Here is a 19,342-nt window from a genome sequence, read left to right as displayed (position 1 = left end):
ATTCACACAGAGTTAACCCACACTCGCCTCGGCCACGTTAGGCTGAGCTAACGCCGTAACAGCTAAGTCAGACTAGACACTAAACGCAGGTTCATTCCAAGGGTGAGCATTTGTTTTTGTTCTCGCTGTAAATCTTTCATAAACAAGCTGATTTTCCGCTTATGGCTTGGTAGTACTAGCATGAGTCCATCGGGGATCACTTTAATATGATCTAAGGTCAGCGTCTTAGCGATACGGCCAAGATTGAGCAAGACAGCGAGCCTAAGCAGGCTGAGTAGGCGATTGAGCGTGAGCTTATGGTTGGGATCGAGTTCAGCGAGCATTAATTCGTTAGGCTTTTTTCTGTGGTTGGTGATAAGTCGCGCTAAATCCAGCTGTAATGCTTCGCTAAACCCAGGTAAGTCACTGTTACTGATAATGTAACCGCCGTGTTTGTGCAGGGATTTTGAATTAATGTGTAATCCGATTTCATGTAAAGTCGCGCTATAGGCAAGCAAGCGCGCATGGGGCCTTAATTGCCATTCATCGGCGACCTGTTCAAACAAGGCCATAGCAGTGTCGCGTACCTTAGCCGCGTGGGCCATATCGATATGATAAAGCTGGGCAATACTGTCGACGGTGCGGTGGCGAATATCCTGATATTGACCAATCTTTGCCAGTTCATAGAGTACGCCTTCACGCAGTGCTCCTGGGCTAAACTCAAGTTTTTGAATCGGTAAGCGCCTAAAAAAGCTGATCAAAATGGCAAGTCCGGCGGGCACTAAGGGAATGCGTTTATCATCGACGTTGGCAAATTGGATTTGGCTAATATGGCCACATTTGATCAACTTGATTTTGAGCTGTTTGAGTCGTGGCAGCGTGATAGTTTCATCGCCGTGTTCTTCTTGAATTGCTTCGCAGATGGCTTTCACTGTGCCTGAACTACCCAAGGTGAGTTCCCAGCCGCCCGCGAAATATTCCTTTGAGAGCGACGCGAACTGCTTATCGGCCGCACTTTGGGCATCGCGAAATGAGGCTGGGGTGATGAGCCCATCAATAAAGAAACGCTCATTAAAACTCACGCAACCGCAGCGCAGACTAGATAACTGGGTCGGGGTATTCTTTTTACCGATCACGACTTCGGTCGAGCCACCACCAATGTCGATGACTAAATTACTTTTTCCAAGCACTTGGCTTTGGGCAATACCGTTATAAATCAAACGCGCTTCTTCATGGCCCGAAATCACTTCCACCGGATAGGGCATGATGGCCAGTGCTGCCTCAATAAATTGATCGCGGTTTTTGGCGATTCTGAGGGTGTGGGTGGCCACTAATCGCACCTGCGCTTGGTCGAGATTGGAAAATCTTTGATTAAAATCCCGCAGACAATTGAGGCCACGTTCTATGGCGTCATTGTCGAGAATATTCTGCGCATTTAGGCCAGTGGCGAGCTGAACCTGTTGTTTTTCTTTATGTAAAATCTGCAAGCTGCCATCTTGCTCGCGGGCGATGACCAGATGAAAACTGTTCGATCCCATATCGATGGCGACAAAATGGCGCGATTTAGCATTTGCAGGCGCATTGGTTTGTGGCGCCTGCGACTTTAGTAATGTGTGTTGCTGTGTGTGCGAATGTGTGGCTACCAATCGGATTATCCTTAGGCAATCAAAGCGATATAAAGCCAGCGTTAGCTGGCTTTGGCCTGTAACTCGGGCGTTATGTCTGGCTCAGCGTTGCTTTCTCGCTCAGCATCACCCCCTTGGGTGGACATACGTAAGGCATTAAATTCTTGCAGTTGGCGCTTTTCATAATTAATCAGATATTGATAAATGGCAATTTGAGAACGCACTTTTCGTTTGTTTCCGCGATTTCGATAGGGGTTACTTTGTTCTTTGTTGATGACACGCGCTTTAGTATTGTCATTGAATTGTAAGGATAAAATATCCATTATCATTTGTTTTAGGCGCAGATCATAAATCGGCACACTCACTTCAACGCGGTTATCTATGTTGCGGCTCATCCAATCGGCGGAGCAGATAAAGAGTTTGTTCTCGCCGCCAGCGTGGAACAGCATGACCCGTGAGTGTTCGAGGAACCGGTCAACGATACTGTAGACTTCGATGTTGTCGCTGACCCCGGGTATTTGCGGAATAAGTGAGCACATACCGCGAATGAGTAACTTAATTTTGACCCCAGCCGCTGAGGCTTCATAGAGCTTTTGGACCAAGGATTCATCGAGTAAGTTATTTAGTTTTAAGGTAATCGCCGCCTTCATATGGCTTTGGGCATTGACGATTTCATTATCAATCAAGTGACTCAGTTTTTGTCTGGCATCGTAGGGCGACACGATTAAATGCTGGAAGTTATCGCGGCGATACGGATGCTCAATTAAGTCAAATACTTGCTCCACTTCACGGGCAATCTCTTGATTGGCGGTGAACAGCGACAAGTCGGTGTAGACCCGCGCCGTGCCTTCGTTAAAGTTGCCTGAGCCGACGTGACAATAGAGTTTGATTTCCCCTTGTTCCTCACGGCCAATCAAGCACAACTTGGAATGCACTTTTAAACTGGTGATACCGTGGTGAACTTTGACGCCCGCTTCGGCTAAGATGCGGGTCCATTCGATGTTGGATTGCTCATCGAATCTTGCCCGCAGTTCAATTACCGCGGTGACTTGTTTGCCATTTTTCACTGCATCGATAAGCGATTGCATCACATGGGATTTTTTTGCCACTCGATATAAGTTTATTCGAATAAAGCGCACCGCCGGATCGTAGGCCGCTTGGCGCACCATTTCGGTAAAGTGGGAAAACTTATGGTACGGATAGTTGAGCATGATATCGCCCATTCGAATCGCATCGAAACTGTTGGCACTATGGCCAAAACCTGCGCTATTGAGCGCCGGCAGTTTTTCGTTTTCGAGGTAGTCGCGGCTCGGGTTGGGGAAGGCGATAAAGTCTTTAAAGCTGTGGTAGCGCCCGCCTGGGATCAAACATTCGGTCGAGCTGATGTTCAGGTTTTCTTTCAGCATCACCAACATGTGTTCAGGCATTTCTTTGTCATACACTAAGCGAACTGGCTCGGCGGTCAGACGTTTTTTAAGACCTTTGGTCATTTTCTCGAGCTGGGTTTGCTCTAGCTCGTCGGTGATATCAAAATCGGCATCGCGGGTTAACTTCATCGAATACACTTCGATGGCATCGTACTCGAAGAAAGGGCCAAAGAGTTCATCCACGCAGTGGCGAATAATGTTATCTAATAAAATCAGATACTTTTTCGCTTTACTCTTTTCTGCAGGGAGTTCGATAAACCGCGGCACGTTTTTGGTTGGCACTTCGACTAAGGCGTATTGGCGGCGAGCCTTAGTGAACAAACACACGCATAAATAGGTGGCGTCGTCGTTGATTTGTTTGATCAAATCGCGATTGTTATTGACGATAAGCGGGGCGATATGGCGTTTAAATTGATCACGAAAATGTTTTTTCAGCCAGTCGCTGTGGAACTCGCTTAATTGTTTCTCATTGATTAACAAAATATTACGACGTACCAGCTCGCGCATTAAATCCGTGTATATGCCGTCGAACCTTTCTTGCAATGCCATCACTTTCGATTGGATTTTTGCCATTAAATGGCGACTGTTGCTGCGACCTTCCTGCAGGGATGACAGCAGAATCGAGCGCCTGACCGCAGCCACACGTACTCTAAAAAACTCATCCATGTTATTGGAAAATATCCCTAAAAAGCGCACTCGCTCCACTAAAGGAACATTGGGATCGCAGGCTTCTTGCAATACCCGCTCATTAAAAGACAACCAAGAGAGTTCTTTATCAATCGAAAGTTTATCGGTATTCGGGGACACTGCACAGCTCCTTTAAGCAAGCGTCATGGCGCAATATACAATAGCATTCATCCGCCTTTGTGCAATCAGATTTACTGCCGACAAGTGAAGGAATTTCAATGATAAATACTGCGTACACGCCAAAATCAGTCTGGGATTTATCTGGGATAAAGATACGAGGGAAATATGTCAGCTTGATGACGAGTGTGACAGAAATATGACCTTAAGATGATCGTCTTGGATTGAGCTCAAACACTGCCCGTGCAACTGCGCTTTACGCAATGAGCTCGCTATACTCGCTGCCAGTTTGCGAGTCAATCCGGCAGTGTTAACTCCTTGGGCATTATCGCAAACTATGTTATCTTGCTCGGCTTTTTTATCGCGGGAGTAAAAGGTATGTTTGTTGGATTTGATTATGGTAGTGCTAACTGCGCCGTAGGGATCATGCAGGGCGATGATGTGCAGTTATTGGCGTTATCAGAGCAATCAGCTTATTTACCTTCAACCTTATATGCGATGGACAGGGAACTTATCGCTGAGGCGGTTTATCGTGGTCTTCCTATTGAATTAAAAGCCGATTACGCCAAAAAGCGCGCCGCACAATTGAGCCGTGCCCGCATGGTGCGGCATGAGTTAGATCTCGACGCTGACGTTCAGGCCGTGTTTGTCGGTGAGCAGGCGGTGAGCGCATATTTAGAGATGCCGGAGGAGGGATTCTATGTCCGTTCGCCAAAATCCTTTTTAGGTGCGACGGGACTGAGACCCGAACAAGTGGCGCTGTTTGAAGACATAGTTACCCTGATGATGCAGCACATTAAAGTGCGCGCCGAATCTGTATTAGTTGAAAAGCAGCTTGCTAAACAAGGCGCTGCGGCAACGATTACCCATGCGATTATTGGTCGTCCGGTGAACTTTCAAGGCATAGGCGGTGAAGAGAGTAACCGTCAGGCCGAATCCATTTTGACCTTGGCGGCAAAACGTGCGGGTTTCGTCGACGTTGATTTTCTGTTCGAGCCATTAGCGGCGGGGATGGATTATGAAGCGAGCTTGACCGATAACAAAACCGTGTTGGTTGTCGACGTGGGCGGCGGTACAACGGACTGCTCTGTGGTCAAAATGGGTCCAGCACATAAACAAAAAGCGGATCGCAGTGAAGATTTCCTCGGCCATAGTGGTCAGCGAATCGGTGGTAATGATCTTGATATCGCCCTTGCAATGAATGCCTTTATGCCGCACTTTGGTTTAGGCTCTTTGATGACCAATGGCAAACCTATGCCCAGTAAAGCCTTTTGGAATGCGGTGGCGGTAAATGATATTAGCGCCCAGCGAGAATTCAGTACCTTAAGCAGCCGTAAACTGATTGATGAATTGGTGAAAGAAGCCGAGCAGCCACAGTTACTCAACCGACTGTTAAAAGTGCAACAACAGCAGCTAAGCTATCAGTTGGTCCGCCAAGCCGAACGCGCCAAAATAGCCCTGTCGGATGCCGAGAATACAGATATCAATCTCGATTTTATCGAAGCGGCGCTGCACGCAGGTGTGAGTCGTGTATTGTTTGAAAATGCCATTGAGCCGTCGCTGACGAAAGTGGAAGCCCTGATGCACCAAGCGCTCACGCAAGCGGCAAAAACCTTAGCGGCTGACGGCTTAGCTCAAGACTCTGTGAATAACGAGAATGTATCTGCCGACAATGCTGCAGAATGCAAACCCGATGTGATTTATGTGACAGGTGGTACGGCGCGAAGCCCTGCGATCTACGCGAAAATTGCCGGTATTTATCCCGATATTCCGGTCGTGGTCGGCGATCACTTTGGCTCTGTGACTGCAGGGCTAACTCGCTGGGCACAAAAGCTATTTGCTAAGCACTAATATATAAGCACTCATATAAGCACTAATGTAAAAGGATGTAGGAATGAAAACTCTGTTGAAGTGTGCGTTTGCCGCCACTGTGGGCTTTTTGCTCGCGGGTTGTGGTGACGATGTAGGTAAGGTGAGCTTAGGGCTTTTTACCACTAAAGATGTGATCATCGATGCTAAGCACGATCCTAAAATTCCTGGGGTGACTTGCCATATTAGTCGTATCGAAGCCAATTTAGATTTTGCCGATCCATCGGATATGGGCATAAGTTGCCGTCAAACTGGGCCAATTAACGCGGCCGATTTGGCTAATATCGACATGGGTAAACACGGCGAAGTGATTTTCACCGAATCCCTGAGTATTTTGTTCAAGTCATTAAAAGTGCGCCGAATTTATGATGCACAGAACCAGACTCTGCTGTATTTGTCCTATTCGACTAAAGAGACCAACGGCAGCCATAAACATGCCCTTTCGACAGTACCGCTTTATGGCTCAGCCGCTTGGGTTGACCATGCGTTGAGTGCTGGAGCGAAAGCGAATTAATCGCCGAAGAGTTTGTGGTTTGGTTGTACCTTGGCTGTAAGCATTGATATTTGAAATAAGTTAAATATGCAGTAAGGTAAATTTGCAGTCAGTGTTGATAAGAGAAAGGGGCGGAATGTTTATTCCGCCCCTTTTTGTTTTTATAGGCTGCGCGCATTTAGTCGCTAATGACATAACGCAATAAATATTAGCCCTCTAACGACCTCGCTTAATCCCTATCAAGATCCCTATCGCTACTTAGCTTTGGCCGTCAGTACTGCGTTAAAGCGTTCAAACCCTGCACTGAGATCGGCAATTAAATCCGCGGAATCTTCTAAACCAATATGCAAACGAATTAACGGTTTGCTCGCATCCCACTTAGTCGCCGAGCGGATTTTATCAATGCCAAAAATACCGAGGATTAAACTCTCGTAGCCGCCCCAAGAAAAGCCCATCTTAAAGTGACTCATATTCTCAACCAGTGCGGTGACCGCATCGGCATCGCCTTGTTTCAATACAAAGGAGAATAAGCCGTTGGAGGCGCTGAAGTCGCGTTTAAAGAACTCATGGCCAGGGCAGGTATCAAACGCCGGATGACGCAGATGATCGACTTCTGGTCGGGTTTTCAACCAGTTGGCAACTTGCAGGGCATTTTTTTCATGCTGCGCCATACGCACGCCTAAGGTGCGCAGGCCACGGGCGGCAAGGTACACATCATCAGGGGAGGTGGTTTGTCCCATCAAATAGCTGTGTTCGCGCAATTGTGGCCAGTATTTTTCGTTGGCGGTAGCTGTGCCTATCATCACATCCGAGTGACCGACAATGTATTTGGTCGCCGCTTGAATTGAGATATCTACACCCATTTCAAAGGGCTTGCTGTTGATTGGGGATGCCCAAGTGTTGTCCAGCATAGTAATCAGCCCATGTTCGTGGGCGATGCGGCACAAGGTCGGTACATCTTGCACTTCCATGGTGATAGAGCCTGGTGACTCTAAAAACAACACTTTAGTATTGGGGCGAATAAGGTCGCGAATGCCCGCGCCAATCAGCGGATTGTAATAAGTGGTTTCGATACCAAAACCGCCGAGAATATGGGTACACAGATCCCGCGTTGGCTCATACACGCTATCGACCATCAACAGGTGATCGCCGGCTTTTAAAAATGACAATAACGCTGCACTGATCGCCGCCGCGCCAGAGGGATACAGCGCTGTACCGACGCCGCCTTCTAATTCAGCAATCGCCGCTTGAAACGAAAAATGGGTCGGGGTACCGCGGCGGCCATAAAACATCTCGCCGTTGGTTTTATTTTTCGCGGCGTGGCGCATTTCATCCATCGTTTCGAAGACGATAGTCGAAGCACGAAAAACGGGCGGGTTGATCACGCCTTTGGTCCATTTTTTGTCTCGACCTAAGCTGACGATTTGGGTGGCTTGATGATGTTTATCTGTCATTGGATCATTACCTTGGCATTTAGGTTGAACGAATAGGTTGAACAATGTTGGAGAAGAACCATTGGAGATATCTAATCTATTGTTATGGCGGCCATCTTAGCATCTGTGCGCAGAAATGACAGGAGGCGCGATGATGAGTTTGACTCATGTTATTGGCGCCTGTCCCTTCGGTCTTTAGATTATGATGCCGAGCCTCAAAGGCAACGTGACTCATAATTTAACGGCAGTGTGACTTTAGCTCAAAGGCATCGTGATTCTTAGCTTAATGGCAAGGTTACTAGGATATCGACGCCATTATGCTCGCTGCGATTGCGGGCGAGGATTTGCCCTTGGTGGAACTCGGCGACCAATCGCGCGATATACAGACCTAAACCGAGATGGGGTTTGTCTTGGGCTTGATTTATCCGCACCGACACCATGGAATCGAAAATCTGCTCCGACATATCAACAGGTAATTCTGGCCCTAAGTTACTGATAAGCAATGTGGCTTGCTTACCGACTTGGGTAAGTGTGACTTCGATGGCGCTGCCTTTATCGCAAAATTCAATCGCGTTAGCGATAAGTTTGTCCATCAACTGGGCGATATATTCCGGCACACCTTGCATCATCAAAGGTTGCTCGGGCACTTTTACGCTAAAGCCTTGTTCTGGATAGGTCATTTGATAACCTTGCATACAACCGCTAACCACTTGTGAGAGTGGAAACTTAGTGATATCGGCCTGCGTTAAACTCTGCTCTAAGCGCGTTGCTTCGCTCATGTTATTTAAAATCATGCTTAAGCGGCTGACACCTTCTTGGGCGCGGTCGACATATTTTTGCGTGTCTTTATCTAAGGTTTGTAGGTTTAAATGCTCAAGGGATGATCGCACAACCGCCACGGGCGTGCGCAGCTCATGGGACAGGCGCGACGACATGTTTTCCAGATAATGGGTGTATTGACCAAGCCGTCCGACAATGTTGGAGAAACTGCGGGACAGATCGCCAATTTCATCCCGAGCTTTAGACGGTTTGAGGTGATTACGAACGCGGCCTTGGCTATCAATGGCATTTTCGGCCTCATCGCGCAGTTTACGGATACGGTTAGAAATGCTCGAAGCGAAAAAGAACAGCGCCAAAGTGCCCATGCTCATAATGGTCAAAATCACGTTAAAGAGTTTTTCCAGCGCGCGGTTACGCAGGGTACGGATCCCGTGGGTGGTTTCTTCGGCGACAACGGCGCCCATCACATTGTTATCTATCCAAATAGGGCTGGCGGCGGCAAGTACCACAGCTTTATTGTCTGGGGTTAAGCGCCAAGTTGAACTTTGCTGACCCGCAAGGGCTTTTTGGATATGACTGCCATCAAGCTCGGTGGAGTCTTGCAAGGAGTCGATAAAGTCTTTGGGCGGCTTAGTGAGGATTTTATAGTACAGCGGATGCAAGTAATCGCGCTTGAAGGTTTCCCATAGCGTGGTGCTCTTTTCATCTTCTAAGGTGCGGGTCCACACGCTATCATTGGCACGAATATCGCCCGATTTTGCCAGTACGCGGCCGTGCTTATCGACTACCCAAATGCGTGAGCTATAGTGGCTCATGCCTTTGATAATGTTTTCAATTTCTGGCGATGGCACCAACACAGTGCCGAGATTATCGACCGTATCTAAGGCCGAGGTGCCGACAACGGCTGCCACATCGCGGTTTTTGCTGTCGTTAACATCGGAAATGGCAAAACCGAGTTTGCTGCCGACCATGTCTAAGGGAATACGCAGCTCGACATTGTAGCCCACATCTGTGGTCGCCCATTGTCCTTGTATGCGCACTTCAGGTTTGACGGGCACGGTTTGCTTAGGATTGGCAGGTAACTCGAAGGCACTGATCCAGCCGGGTTGCGTGGTGGCAACGATATAGCGCTTGAATTTATTGTCGGGCGCGAGTGTCGCAATTGAAAGATGATCGTTTCTATCGACACTTAAGGCATTTTTGCCACGCAGCACCACAGTTGGGTCGGTCACTTGAAAGAAGGCATACAGATAACCATCATACTGGCCGACCATGTGGGTAAAGCTTAAGGTCAGCGGAGCGTTAGGCTCGGCGCGCATGATCTGATGCGCCTCACCGTACTGGATAAATCTGTGCTGATACTCTTCCCATTCGTTAAGTTTGCCGTCGAGCAGAATCGCCCCATTGAGTTGATAGGCGTACAGATCGCGACTCTTTTCCACTTGCTTTAAAAAGCTCGCTTGTCCATCGAACAATTTCGGCCGTTCGTGCAGCGCGGTGGCCAGTGCCTGAGTCGTGCCTTCTAAGGTGCGTTCTTGACCGTGGCGAAGATACTTTTCCATCTCCCACACATATTGGTACCCCAGCCAAGGTAGGCAGAGCAAAAACAGGCTAAGGCCGATGACTTTAGTGCGTAGACCAAAGGGGAAACGTGTCATAAGTTAGGGATCAGCATCAATGGGATCAAAAGTGTATTGGCTCAAGGTTACGTGCATCAAGGTATCGCGAGAGTTCAGGCTAAGCTGTCCCAGCGATAACCCATGCCATAAACCGTATCGATACAGTCAAACTCAGGTGCGGTGGCGATGAACTTCTTGCGAATGCGTTTCACATGGGAAGTGATCGTGCTGTCATCGACAAAAATCTTCGCCTCTTGCATTAACTCATGGCGGCTGCGCACATGGCCCGGGTGTTTGGCTAACGCGTGCACCATCCAAAATTCGGTGACGGTAAGCTCAATCGGCAATTGGTTCCAATAGACTTGCATGCGATTGGCATCAATCGTCAGTGGGCCACGCTCAAGCAGGTTTTCCTGCGCTGTTTGGCTGGCCGCAAGCTCGGAGCGGCGAAACAAGGCCGCTAAGCGCGCAGTTAAATGGGGGAAACTCACTTCTTTACTCAAGTAATCATCGGCGCCTAAACGCAGGCCACACACAGTATCAAAGTCACTGTCTCGGGCGGTTAAAAAGATGATAGGGAGTGTATTCGACATGGCGCGCAGTGACTGACACAGCATAAAGCCACCGTCAATTTCATTGCCTAAGCCGATGTCGATAATGGCTAAATCCGGTAAACGAGTATTAAAGGCTAACATGGCTGACGGTCTGTCAGCATAGGTTTGTACGCTGTAACCGTGTTGTTGCAGCACGTCCTTGTAATTCTCGCGAATGGCCGCTTCATCTTCCACTATGGCGATACGCTTCATAGAGCCATATTCCTATTGACTTGGGGGAGTAAGTTTTCGTGACTATACAGGATTTTACCCGAGATAAAAGGCCACAAATGCAATTGCCATTTTGTTGCCACAATTGATAGTTGCATTGCCATTTTCCATCCCTGCTCATGCCATTCCACTTGTGTTTAATAGCCGCATTCAGTTTTGCACCCGTTTTGACCTGATGGGGTTTTGAACTTGTTGTTCAGGTTCGAGTGCAAGCTCAGCTAATAATCAAAAAGGAATGAGATGATGAAAAAGACACTAATTAATTTGTTGGTTTTGAGTTTATTAAGCGCGCCAGTCGCCAGTGTGTCGGCGCGGGTTTCACTGCAAAACCAAGCTCAAGGACAGGAGCGCAGCTTAGATAATGATGTCGATGCCAGCGGAATGGCGATGGATGGCGAATACGCAAATGAGGACGAACAGCCAGAAGCCTTAATTGGCCTCGGTGGTGGGGCTTTAGTGGGCGCGTTAGTCGGTGGCCCAGTGGGGGCCATTATTGGTGCATTCACTGGCACCTTGATTGGTAAGTCGGTTAGCGACACAGACACGCTGCACGTTCAGCAAAGACAGATCAACCTGCAAGAGTCGCAATTATCCGAGTTGAGTGTCAAGCAACAAACTGCCGAAAAACGCGCTAGCGAGTATGCCAAGGCGCAGCAAGAGCTTGATGAGTTGCTATCTGCGCAACGTCAATTGCTCAGTGAACTCGCCCTAGGGCTAAACGTGCAGTTTCGCACCGGTTCCTCTGAGGTCGAATCGCATTTTTTGCCCCAATTAGATGATGTGGCCGAGGTGATGAATCTGTCGCCTGAGCTTAATTTGGAATTGAAAGGCTATGCCGATCGCCGCGGGGATGTGAGCTACAACCAAGCCCTTTCTGAGCAACGTTTACTGGAAGTCCGTGGCTACCTGATTAAGCAAGGCGTCGCCGCTGAACGCATGACAACACAAGCCTTTGGCGCTTTATCGCCACTGCAAGCGGAGCAGGACAGGGAATCGGATGTGTTCGATCGCCGTGTGACCTTGACCTTACAGCCTCATTCAACCTTGATGGCAACGCGCACGGCGCAATAGCAGTCGATGTTAGTCGTCCATTCTAAGCCGTCAATTTAGAACATTCATTTTAACGACTGCGAACGTCAGTCCATATTAGTTAATAGCAAGAAGGAAGCCTTTGTGATGATCACAGGGAAAAGGGTAAAAGAAATCAGCGAAAGCTTAGCGATATTAATGATCAGTGCCGCCGTATGTTGGGGCTTGCCTTTTGTGGCATTAGCCTCACCCAATAGCACGGGCACATTGTCTGAGCCGCAGAATATTGCCTCGGCGCTGGTCGGCCAAAATACTGCTCAAAGTACGGTAGAATCACAGGTCATTAATTACGATGACATTACTCAGGGTTTGTTGCTTTATCGTCAGCCGAGCGGCGCTTGGGTGCCATCTTTGCCACTCGATACACAAGTGTCGATGCAAGTCTCTGGCTTAAGTAATCGCGTTAGCGTGAAGCAGGTTTTTCGCAATAACACTGAGTTTGTGTTGAATGGGCAATATCTGTTCCCGCTGCCCAATGAGGCCGCGGTGGATTCGCTGCGATTACATATCGGCCAAAGGGTTATCGAAGGGCAAATTCATCCTAAGGCCGAGGCTAAGCAGATTTTTGAGCAAGCCAAAGCTGAGGGCAAACGTGCCAGCTTAGTGAGCCAAGAGCGGCCAAATATGTTCACGACCGAAGTGGCCAACCTAGCACCGCAGGAAGAGTTGATTGTCGAAATCAGCTATCAGGAGAGTATCAAATATGAAGATGGCTTGTTTAGCCTACGTTTTCCGCTGGTGGTCGCGCCTCGGTATATCCCGGGCTTAACCTCTGACGCCAGTGCTAGCGACTCAAATGAGCCTATGGCACGCCAATCGAGCCGAGTGACCAGCTCGCAGGTGTTTGATGCTGACCGGATTGTGGCGCCTGTGCGGGACGGCGCCAATGGACGCGATCCTGTGCTCGAGACGGACATTCAAGTCTTGCTGGCAAAGGGGGTTGATAAGGCGTCAATTGAGAGTCCTTACCATGACATTAAACTCAAGCAAACCAATAGCGGCGTCGATGTTTCACTGGCACAACGCGTGCCTGCCAATCGTGACTTTGTACTACAATGGCGCGTACAGTAGGGTACGAGTCCAATGGCTTGGGTGTTTAATCAACAGGGTAAGACCCATAAACCCGATGGCGATAATTTGTCTCAGGACACGCTTGAAACCAGCAAAGCTAACGGCGTAAATGAAGATAATTACAGTCTCGTCATGGTGTTGCCTCCTAAGGTCGAAAAGAGTAACCAGCCGAGCTTGCCCCGTGAATTAATTTTGGTGATTGATACTTCGGGCTCTATGGCGGGGGATTCTATCGTTCAAGCCAAAAATGCACTGCTTTATGCATTAAAAGGACTGAAGCCCGAGGATAGTTTTAACATTATCGAATTTAATTCCAGTCTGTCTCAGTTTTCAGCGACACCATTACCGGCGACCTCGTCGAATTTGTCTCGTGCCCGTCAATTTGTGAGCCGTTTACAAGCCGATGGTGGCACCGAAATGGCGCTGGCACTGGATGCTGCCTTGCCAAAATCATTGGGCAGTGCCTCGCCCGATGCAGTGCAGCCTTTGCGCCAAGTGATCTTTATGACCGACGGCTCTGTGGGCAATGAACAAGCCTTGTTCGATTTGATCCGCTACCAAATCGGTGAGAGCCGCTTGTTTACTGTCGGCATAGGCTCAGCGCCTAATTCTCACTTTATGCAAAGGGCGGCTGAACTGGGTCGTGGCACTTTTACTTATATTGGCAAAGTGGATGAAGTCGACGAGAAGATCAGCGCCTTGCTGAGCAAAATTCAATATCCCGTATTAACCGATATTCAAGTGCGTTATGACGATGGCAGTGTGCCCGATTACTGGCCGTCACCGATTGCAGATTTGTATCGCGGCGAGCCTGTGCTTGTGAGTCTAAAACGCAGCGCCCGTGAGCCGCAGGAATTAGTGATCTCAGGTCGCCAAGGGCATAAAAACTGGCAACAGTCGTTATCGCTTCAGGACAACTCAGCGGGACTTATCACCAATCAAGGTGCGGGTTTAGATTTACTCTGGGCGCGTAAACAGATTGGTGCATTGGAGCTGAGTAAAAATGGCGCGAATGATGACAAGGTAAAGCAGCAAGTCACGGCCTTGTCGATGAATTATCACTTAGTCAGCGCTTATACCAGTTTAGTGGCGGTGGACTTAACTCCAATAGATTCAACCGCAATGAGCCGCGATGCCTTGGTGCGTCAGCACTTGCCCTTAGGTTGGCAGCCTTTTGGTGCCTTGCCACAAACTGCGACCTCGAGCCGTTTGGATATGTTATTGGGTGCGCTTACCTTGCTGCTGGCCTTGGTACTTATGGGATCGATTCTGCGACAAAAACGCGAAGAGAAGGCAGCCATGGTGGCGCTTGCCTGTCATAGATGAACCAATGAATCATGAACGACGAGTAAAGCCCGATGAGTAAAGGCAGAACACAGCGATTTTTAGTGGTGGGATTATTTTTAATTGGCGCAACATTGTTAGGAAAGGGACTCTATATGCAAGCTAAAGCACACTTTGCCCAGTATTTGATTGAACAGGCGTGGACTAAAACCTTAGCCGATGGACAATCTCATAAGCCTTGGTCATGGGCGGATACTTATCCCGTGGCAAAGCTGTCCATTTATCGTGAACAAGCGGCGGCTAATAGCGATATTGAAGCCGAGCTTAATGACAGTTTATATGTGTTGGCGGGGGCTTCAGGGCGAAATTTGGCCTTTGGTCCGAGTCTAGTATTGTCCAGCGCGCCAGCGGGGCAAAAGGGCAATACTGTGATTGCCGGTCACAGGGACACGCATTTTGCGATCCTCAATGGCATGGCGGTGGGTCGCCGACTATCGCTGCAGACGCTTAAGGGAAATAACATTATTTATGAAGTGGTTGCGACTCAGGTGGTGCATGAAACTGAAACGCAGTTTATGGCGCCATCCGATGATAATCGCTTAACCTTAATCACTTGTTATCCCTTCGATGGACTTCAAGGCGGCGCCGAACTGCGCTTTGTGGTGCAGGCGATACCAGTTGAGGATGAATCAATGGATACGGCTAGTGCCGATGTTTCAGCTTCAACTGGGAATGGGATGCAAGGGAAGGTCGCTTCTGTATCGCGCAGTTTCACCCATTAGGTCGCACGTTAATTTAAGCCTTAGCGCAATCTTCAACCAAAGCGTTAAGGCTGCTTTGAGCTAATAATGTTAACTAAATAGTGCTTATCAGTAACCGCCAAATGACTGTCTTTTAATCATCCTAGCCTGAAGCCTAATCATCGGCTTCAGGCTAATTCATTGCGTTTCGGTCATGACTCTCATGTAATTACTCTCAGGTCATCACTCTCAGGTCATCACAATTAGTTGCTGATCGGTAACACGCGATTTCGACCTAAACGTTTAGCGTCATAAAGTAATTTATCTGCCGCTTCAATCAACTGCATGCCCGTTTGTTTTTCTTGCCATTGGGCAACCCCAAATGAGGCACTGATATTATTGATGCGCTCATCTTTACGTCTGTCTTTCAAACTGAGCTTTTCGAGCCCACGGCGCATGGCTTCGGCCAGTTGCCTTGCGATGCGTAACTGACTTTTAGGCACAATAATCACAAATTCTTCACCGCCAAAACGATACAGTTTCGCGCCATCGCGGCAGGATTCCTGTAGCCGTTTCGCCACGGCGCGTAACACTTGGTCGCCGAGCTGGTGGCCATAGGTGTCGTTAAACACTTTAAAATGGTCGATATCGGCCAAGATCAAGCAGGTGCCTAAGGGCGCTTGGGCCAACATGCCGGCAAAATCGCTGTCGAAGGCGCGGCGATTAAAGCAGCCAGTCAGCGCATCGTAGAGCACATCTTTTTCTGTCTGTTCGAGCTTTTTCTTTAGCGCATCGATTTCGGTTTGCGCTTTTTGCAATTGTCCGGTAAAAAACTCAGTGCTCGAGCGAATATTGTCCGACTCTTTCACTAAACTGCGCACCAGATCGAGCACTTGCTCAACACTAAAACCCTCATCTTCGATGCGGTTGAGCTTTTCAAAATTACTCTCGATGCGCGACTGGAATTCATTGGCATCCAGATTGGTATCTTTGAGCGATTGGGACAGCTCAGTCACCATAGCATCCAGATTCTGGCGCATTTCGCGGACATCGAGTTCAACGGGATCGGCAACATACTGGCGATATAAGAGTTCGCTACTCACAGGAGGACAGGTGTTGTACTGGGCGATAACGGTATCGAGTCGTTGATTTAATTCGGGATTCTGTTCACCAACATAAGTGTACCAAAGCGCATAGTTAACCGGGGTGGTCGGAATTTTATGTTTGAGCATCAGAGGCACTGCTTTTTTGAGATTCAGTGCAGCGGCTTGTAATAACTCTAGCGACATATTGTTACCTTACTTAATGAAAATAAACGGATATTTTAAGATTTTCGCTATTTTATTCTGTTGTTATCTGTTCAAGACTAACCGCAAGCATCGTCGGTTCGATGAAGGCATGAACACCGTTTGTGCTTGGGCAGCAGCGACTCCGTTTGCGCTAAGACTTCCATCATAAACTAAAGATGATATGGTAAAGTCTATCCTTAAAATCAAATAATGATAATAACTTGGGAGAAAGTTGTGAAAAATATCATCTTAGCCACAAGTCTGATGGCCACTATCTCATTACCCGTCTTTGCTGAAACCGCATTTGTGCAAAGCCTCGATCTCGCGCAATACCGAACCGATGTTAAAACCTTAGCCAGTGACGCCTTCGGTGGACGTGCGCCTTTGTCTGAAGGTGAAACCTTAACTTTAGACTATTTAGTGAAAGCATTTAAAGATATGGGTCTCAAACCTGGATTTGGCGACAGTTATCTGCAGGCCGTGCCTTTGGCGCAAATTAGCGCAGATCAAAATATGCAGCTTGATATCGGCGGACTTAAATTTGCCAATGGCAGTGAATTTACCGCGAGAACCCAAAGAGTCGCCGAAACCGTGAGCCTGAATAAAAGCGATGTGGTGTTTGTCGGCTACGGGATCAATGCGCCCGAATATGGCTGGAATGATTACCAAGGGTTAGATGTAAAAGGCAAAACCGTTATTGTGCTCGTAAATGACCCTGGCTTTGCGACTCAAGACCCTGCGGTATTTAAAGGCAATGCCATGACCTATTACGGTCGCTGGACTTATAAGTATGAGGAAGCCGCGCGTCAAGGTGCTGAGGCTGTGTTTATTGTCCATGAAACCGCGCCTGCCGCCTATGGCTGGGGTGTGGTGCAAAACTCCAACACGGGCACTAAGTTCACTCTGGTCGATGCCAATAATAACCAAGGCCAAGTTGGCGTCATGGGCTGGGTACAGCACGAAACCGCGCAAAAAATCTTTACTAAAGCAGGATTGGATTTTGATACCTTAAAGCAGCAAGCAGCCAAGCCAAACTTTAAGGCGATCCCACTTAAGTTGAGCGCCCAGCTCACGTTAAACAATAAAATTGAACGCGCTGAGTCCCATAACGTCGCGGCTTTACTGCCAGGTAAAACGCGCCCCGACGAAGTGGTGATGATGCATGCCCATTGGGATCATCTTGGCACTGTGATTGAAGACGGTAAGTCAGAGATTTTGAACGGAGCTGTCGATAATGCCAGCGGTGTGGCGGGGGTTTTAGCCTTGGCGCGTTACTTCAAACAGCAAGCCAAGATGGCGCCACTGGATCGCTCGGTGCTCTTCAGTGCCTTTACGGCGGAAGAAACGGGTCTGATTGGTGCACAGCATTTTGCTCAGCATCCGAGTGTGCCCACGAAAAACATTGTCGCTTTTTTAAATATTGATGGCATGAATGTGAATAAGGGCGTGGATTACATTTTGCGTTATGGCGAAGGCGTGTCTGAGTTAGAGCAATACTTAGACAAAGCCGCGAAGGCCCAAGACCGTTTAGTTAAAGGTGATCCAAGACCGCAGAATGGGTTGATGTTTAGATCGGACCACTTTGCGCTGGCACAACAAGGTGTACCTGGATTGCTATTTATGAGCCTTGGGGATACCGATCCTGATTATATCGCCCATAAATATCACAAGCCTGCCGACGATTATGATCCAAGCTGGAATTTAGGTGGTGTCAGCCAAGATTTAGACCTTATCGCCAGTATGATTACCAGCTTAGCCAATAGTACCGATTGGCCCCATTGGCTTGAGTCATCCGACTTTAAAGCCAAGCGCGAGCAAGATGGGCGTAAATAGTGTTAATGAGTTGAATCATGAGGGCGCCAGTAGGTGCCCTTATTTTTAGCACTGATTTTAGCTGGGAATTGAGCGATAGTTTTAGCGAGGCGTAGCGATTTAAGACAATAAGAGTCTTAATGGAATATATTTGAATTAAAAAGAATAACTGATGGAAAGCATAGGGCCGATAAAGCTGTAATAAATGTTGTAATCGGCAATTTGAGTGTCTTTATTCGGCGAGTTTTGGGCGATATCCACATCAACTTTGTAGTAGTTATAGGCCACGCTCATGCGCCAGTTCGGGGTGATTTGTGCATCAACACCGACTTTAATATCAACAAGCTCGCCTTTTACATCATTGAGTGTGATGTAGAAATACTGTGCATGGCTGGTGACTTGCCAACCGGGAACAAACTCATACTGACCATAAATGCCAAAGTCCGGCAGTGGCGCAGTGACATTTTCATCAACAATGCGCGGAATCGCTTGGCTACCACAGACGTTATTGAGTAATTCTGACGAAGCGCAAACACCAATCACACCTTCAAAACCTGTCTTGATAAACATAGTGTGTAAACCAAATGACAGACCCACATCATAGTTACTGCCTTGAAAGACATCATAACCATAGCCTAAGCGCAGCACATCGATGTTTAAGGTTGAACTGAGTTTACCGCCGGCTTTGATATCGTAAATGGTGTCGTTGATTTCGAGCTGGAAGGGTTTGGCTAGGGCTTGGGTGTCGGCGCTACGGTGGAGTTGTTTCCAGTCGAGGTAGATATTGTGCCGCTCGTTGAAGTGATAATTTAACTCGATAAAAGGCAGGAATTCGTTTTCAGCGAGTTTGAGATCAGATTCATAATCTAAGGTGAAGTTATTACCCGAAACTGGGTTAGTGACTTCCATATTGGTGTCTGATTGCGAGTAGAAGCCGCCTAATTGAATAGTAAAGTCATCGGCTTGCACTTGAGTGCTGACGAGTGACGCTATGATGAGGGGTAACAGGCGAATCGACATGTTAAGGAGTAACTCCAGCATTATTCTTATTATGTTTAGCGATAAGGTCAGACTTTAGTGCCATAAAAAAATCGACATTTGGAGTTTAACAGCAAATTTCGCGATGTGAATAAAATGTTTTAAAAAATGCGAAAATTTGTGATTTAAAACAAAAGTAGGACTTATTTTAGCGGCATTGAATGAA

General features: G+C 47.9%; 12 protein-coding genes and 1 pseudogene. 6 read left to right on the top strand and 7 right to left on the bottom strand.

The features are described from left to right. Window positions 1-62: 62 nt before the first annotated feature. Together ppx and ppk1 are read right to left on the bottom strand one after the other, a co-directional pair. Window positions 63-1,625 (bottom strand): exopolyphosphatase, encoded by a 1,563-nt coding sequence (ppx, locus tag KV201_RS08845; RefSeq protein ID WP_226059098.1) that lies wholly within the window; start codon window positions 1,623-1,625, stop codon window positions 63-65. A gap of 41 nt (window positions 1,626-1,666) precedes the next feature. Beyond that, a complete protein-coding gene (ppk1, locus tag KV201_RS08840; protein ID WP_226059097.1) occupies window positions 1,667-3,838 on the bottom strand; it encodes a polyphosphate kinase 1 in 2,172 nt (723 codons plus the stop codon). A gap of 375 nt (window positions 3,839-4,213) precedes the next feature. Between ppk1 and yegD the strand changes: the two genes are divergently transcribed. Beyond that, on the top strand, window positions 4,214-5,686 hold the full coding sequence (yegD, locus tag KV201_RS08835; RefSeq protein WP_226059096.1) for a molecular chaperone: 1,473 nt from the start codon (window positions 4,214-4,216) through the stop codon (window positions 5,684-5,686). Between the two features lie 43 nt (window positions 5,687-5,729). Then, complete coding sequence (locus KV201_RS08830) at window positions 5,730-6,218, top strand: CreA family protein (RefSeq protein WP_226059095.1); 489 nt, start codon at window positions 5,730-5,732, stop codon at window positions 6,216-6,218. Window positions 6,219-6,451: 233 nt separating this feature from the next. Here the strand turns inward: KV201_RS08830 and KV201_RS08825 are convergent, their stop codons facing one another. From KV201_RS08825 to pdsR, 3 genes are all read right to left on the bottom strand, one after another. Continuing rightward, entirely contained in the window at window positions 6,452-7,651 is a 1,200-nt protein-coding gene (locus KV201_RS08825; protein WP_226059094.1) for a cystathionine beta-lyase, read from the bottom strand. A 257-nt stretch (window positions 7,652-7,908) separates the two neighbouring features. Further along, a complete protein-coding gene (gene pdsS / locus KV201_RS08820) occupies window positions 7,909-10,068 on the bottom strand; it encodes a proteobacterial dedicated sortase system histidine kinase (protein ID WP_226059093.1) in 2,160 nt (719 codons plus the stop codon). Window positions 10,069-10,142: 74 nt separating this feature from the next. After that, complete coding sequence (gene pdsR / locus KV201_RS08815; protein WP_226059092.1) at window positions 10,143-10,835, bottom strand: proteobacterial dedicated sortase system response regulator; 693 nt, start codon at window positions 10,833-10,835, stop codon at window positions 10,143-10,145. Between the two features lie 258 nt (window positions 10,836-11,093). On the opposite strand from pdsR, the gene pdsO reads away from it, so the two are divergent. The 3 genes and pseudogenes from pdsO (at window position 11,094) to KV201_RS08800 (ending at window position 15,079) form a co-directional block, all read left to right on the top strand. Beyond that, window positions 11,094-11,924 (top strand): sortase-associated OmpA-like protein PdsO, encoded by an 831-nt coding sequence (gene pdsO, locus KV201_RS08810; protein ID WP_319000212.1) that lies wholly within the window; start codon window positions 11,094-11,096, stop codon window positions 11,922-11,924. A 105-nt stretch (window positions 11,925-12,029) separates the two neighbouring features. Further along, window positions 12,030-14,339 (top strand): annotated as a pseudogene (locus tag KV201_RS08805) (marine proteobacterial sortase target protein). Between the two features lie 32 nt (window positions 14,340-14,371). Further along, window positions 14,372-15,079: a class GN sortase gene (locus KV201_RS08800; protein ID WP_226059090.1), complete on the top strand. Its 708-nt coding sequence runs from the start codon at window positions 14,372-14,374 to the stop codon at window positions 15,077-15,079. Between the two features lie 221 nt (window positions 15,080-15,300). Here the strand turns inward: KV201_RS08800 and KV201_RS08795 are convergent, their stop codons facing one another. Continuing rightward, a complete protein-coding gene (locus tag KV201_RS08795) occupies window positions 15,301-16,326 on the bottom strand; it encodes a GGDEF domain-containing protein (protein WP_012587834.1) in 1,026 nt (341 codons plus the stop codon). Between the two features lie 210 nt (window positions 16,327-16,536). On the opposite strand from KV201_RS08795, the gene KV201_RS08790 reads away from it, so the two are divergent. Further along, a complete protein-coding gene (locus KV201_RS08790) occupies window positions 16,537-18,159 on the top strand; it encodes a M28 family metallopeptidase (protein ID WP_226059089.1) in 1,623 nt (540 codons plus the stop codon). 135 nt (window positions 18,160-18,294) lie between these two features. Here KV201_RS08790 and KV201_RS08785 read toward each other — a convergent pair whose 3' ends face one another. Further along, entirely contained in the window at window positions 18,295-19,158 is an 864-nt protein-coding gene (locus KV201_RS08785) for a DUF481 domain-containing protein (RefSeq protein ID WP_006086376.1), read from the bottom strand. Between the last annotated feature and the right edge of the window lie 184 nt (window positions 19,159-19,342).

This window comes from Shewanella sp. SR1 (assembly GCF_020447145.1).
Classification (GTDB): Bacteria; Pseudomonadota; Gammaproteobacteria; order Enterobacterales; family Shewanellaceae; genus Shewanella; species Shewanella baltica.
The sequence above is the reverse complement of the archived record's forward strand: the minus strand, read 5'-3'. Positions and strand labels throughout refer to the sequence as shown.

Coding starts and splice junctions, on each gene's coding strand:
- yegD (WP_226059096.1), top strand. CDS start 4,214: ATGTTTGTTGGATTTGATTATGGTAGTGCTAACTGCGCCGTAGGGATC.
- KV201_RS08830 (WP_226059095.1), top strand. CDS start 5,730: ATGAAAACTCTGTTGAAGTGTGCGTTTGCCGCCACTGTGGGCTTTTTG.
- KV201_RS08825 (WP_226059094.1), bottom strand. CDS start 7,651: ATGACAGATAAACATCATCAAGCCACCCAAATCGTCAGCTTAGGTCGA.
- pdsS (WP_226059093.1), bottom strand. CDS start 10,068: ATGACACGTTTCCCCTTTGGTCTACGCACTAAAGTCATCGGCCTTAGC.
- pdsR (WP_226059092.1), bottom strand. CDS start 10,835: ATGAAGCGTATCGCCATAGTGGAAGATGAAGCGGCCATTCGCGAGAAT.
- pdsO (WP_319000212.1), top strand. CDS start 11,094: ATGATGAAAAAGACACTAATTAATTTGTTGGTTTTGAGTTTATTAAGC.
- KV201_RS08800 (WP_226059090.1), top strand. CDS start 14,372: ATGAGTAAAGGCAGAACACAGCGATTTTTAGTGGTGGGATTATTTTTA.
- KV201_RS08795 (WP_012587834.1), bottom strand. CDS start 16,326: ATGTCGCTAGAGTTATTACAAGCCGCTGCACTGAATCTCAAAAAAGCA.
- KV201_RS08790 (WP_226059089.1), top strand. CDS start 16,537: ATGATAATAACTTGGGAGAAAGTTGTGAAAAATATCATCTTAGCCACA.
- KV201_RS08785 (WP_006086376.1), bottom strand. CDS start 19,158: ATGTCGATTCGCCTGTTACCCCTCATCATAGCGTCACTCGTCAGCACT.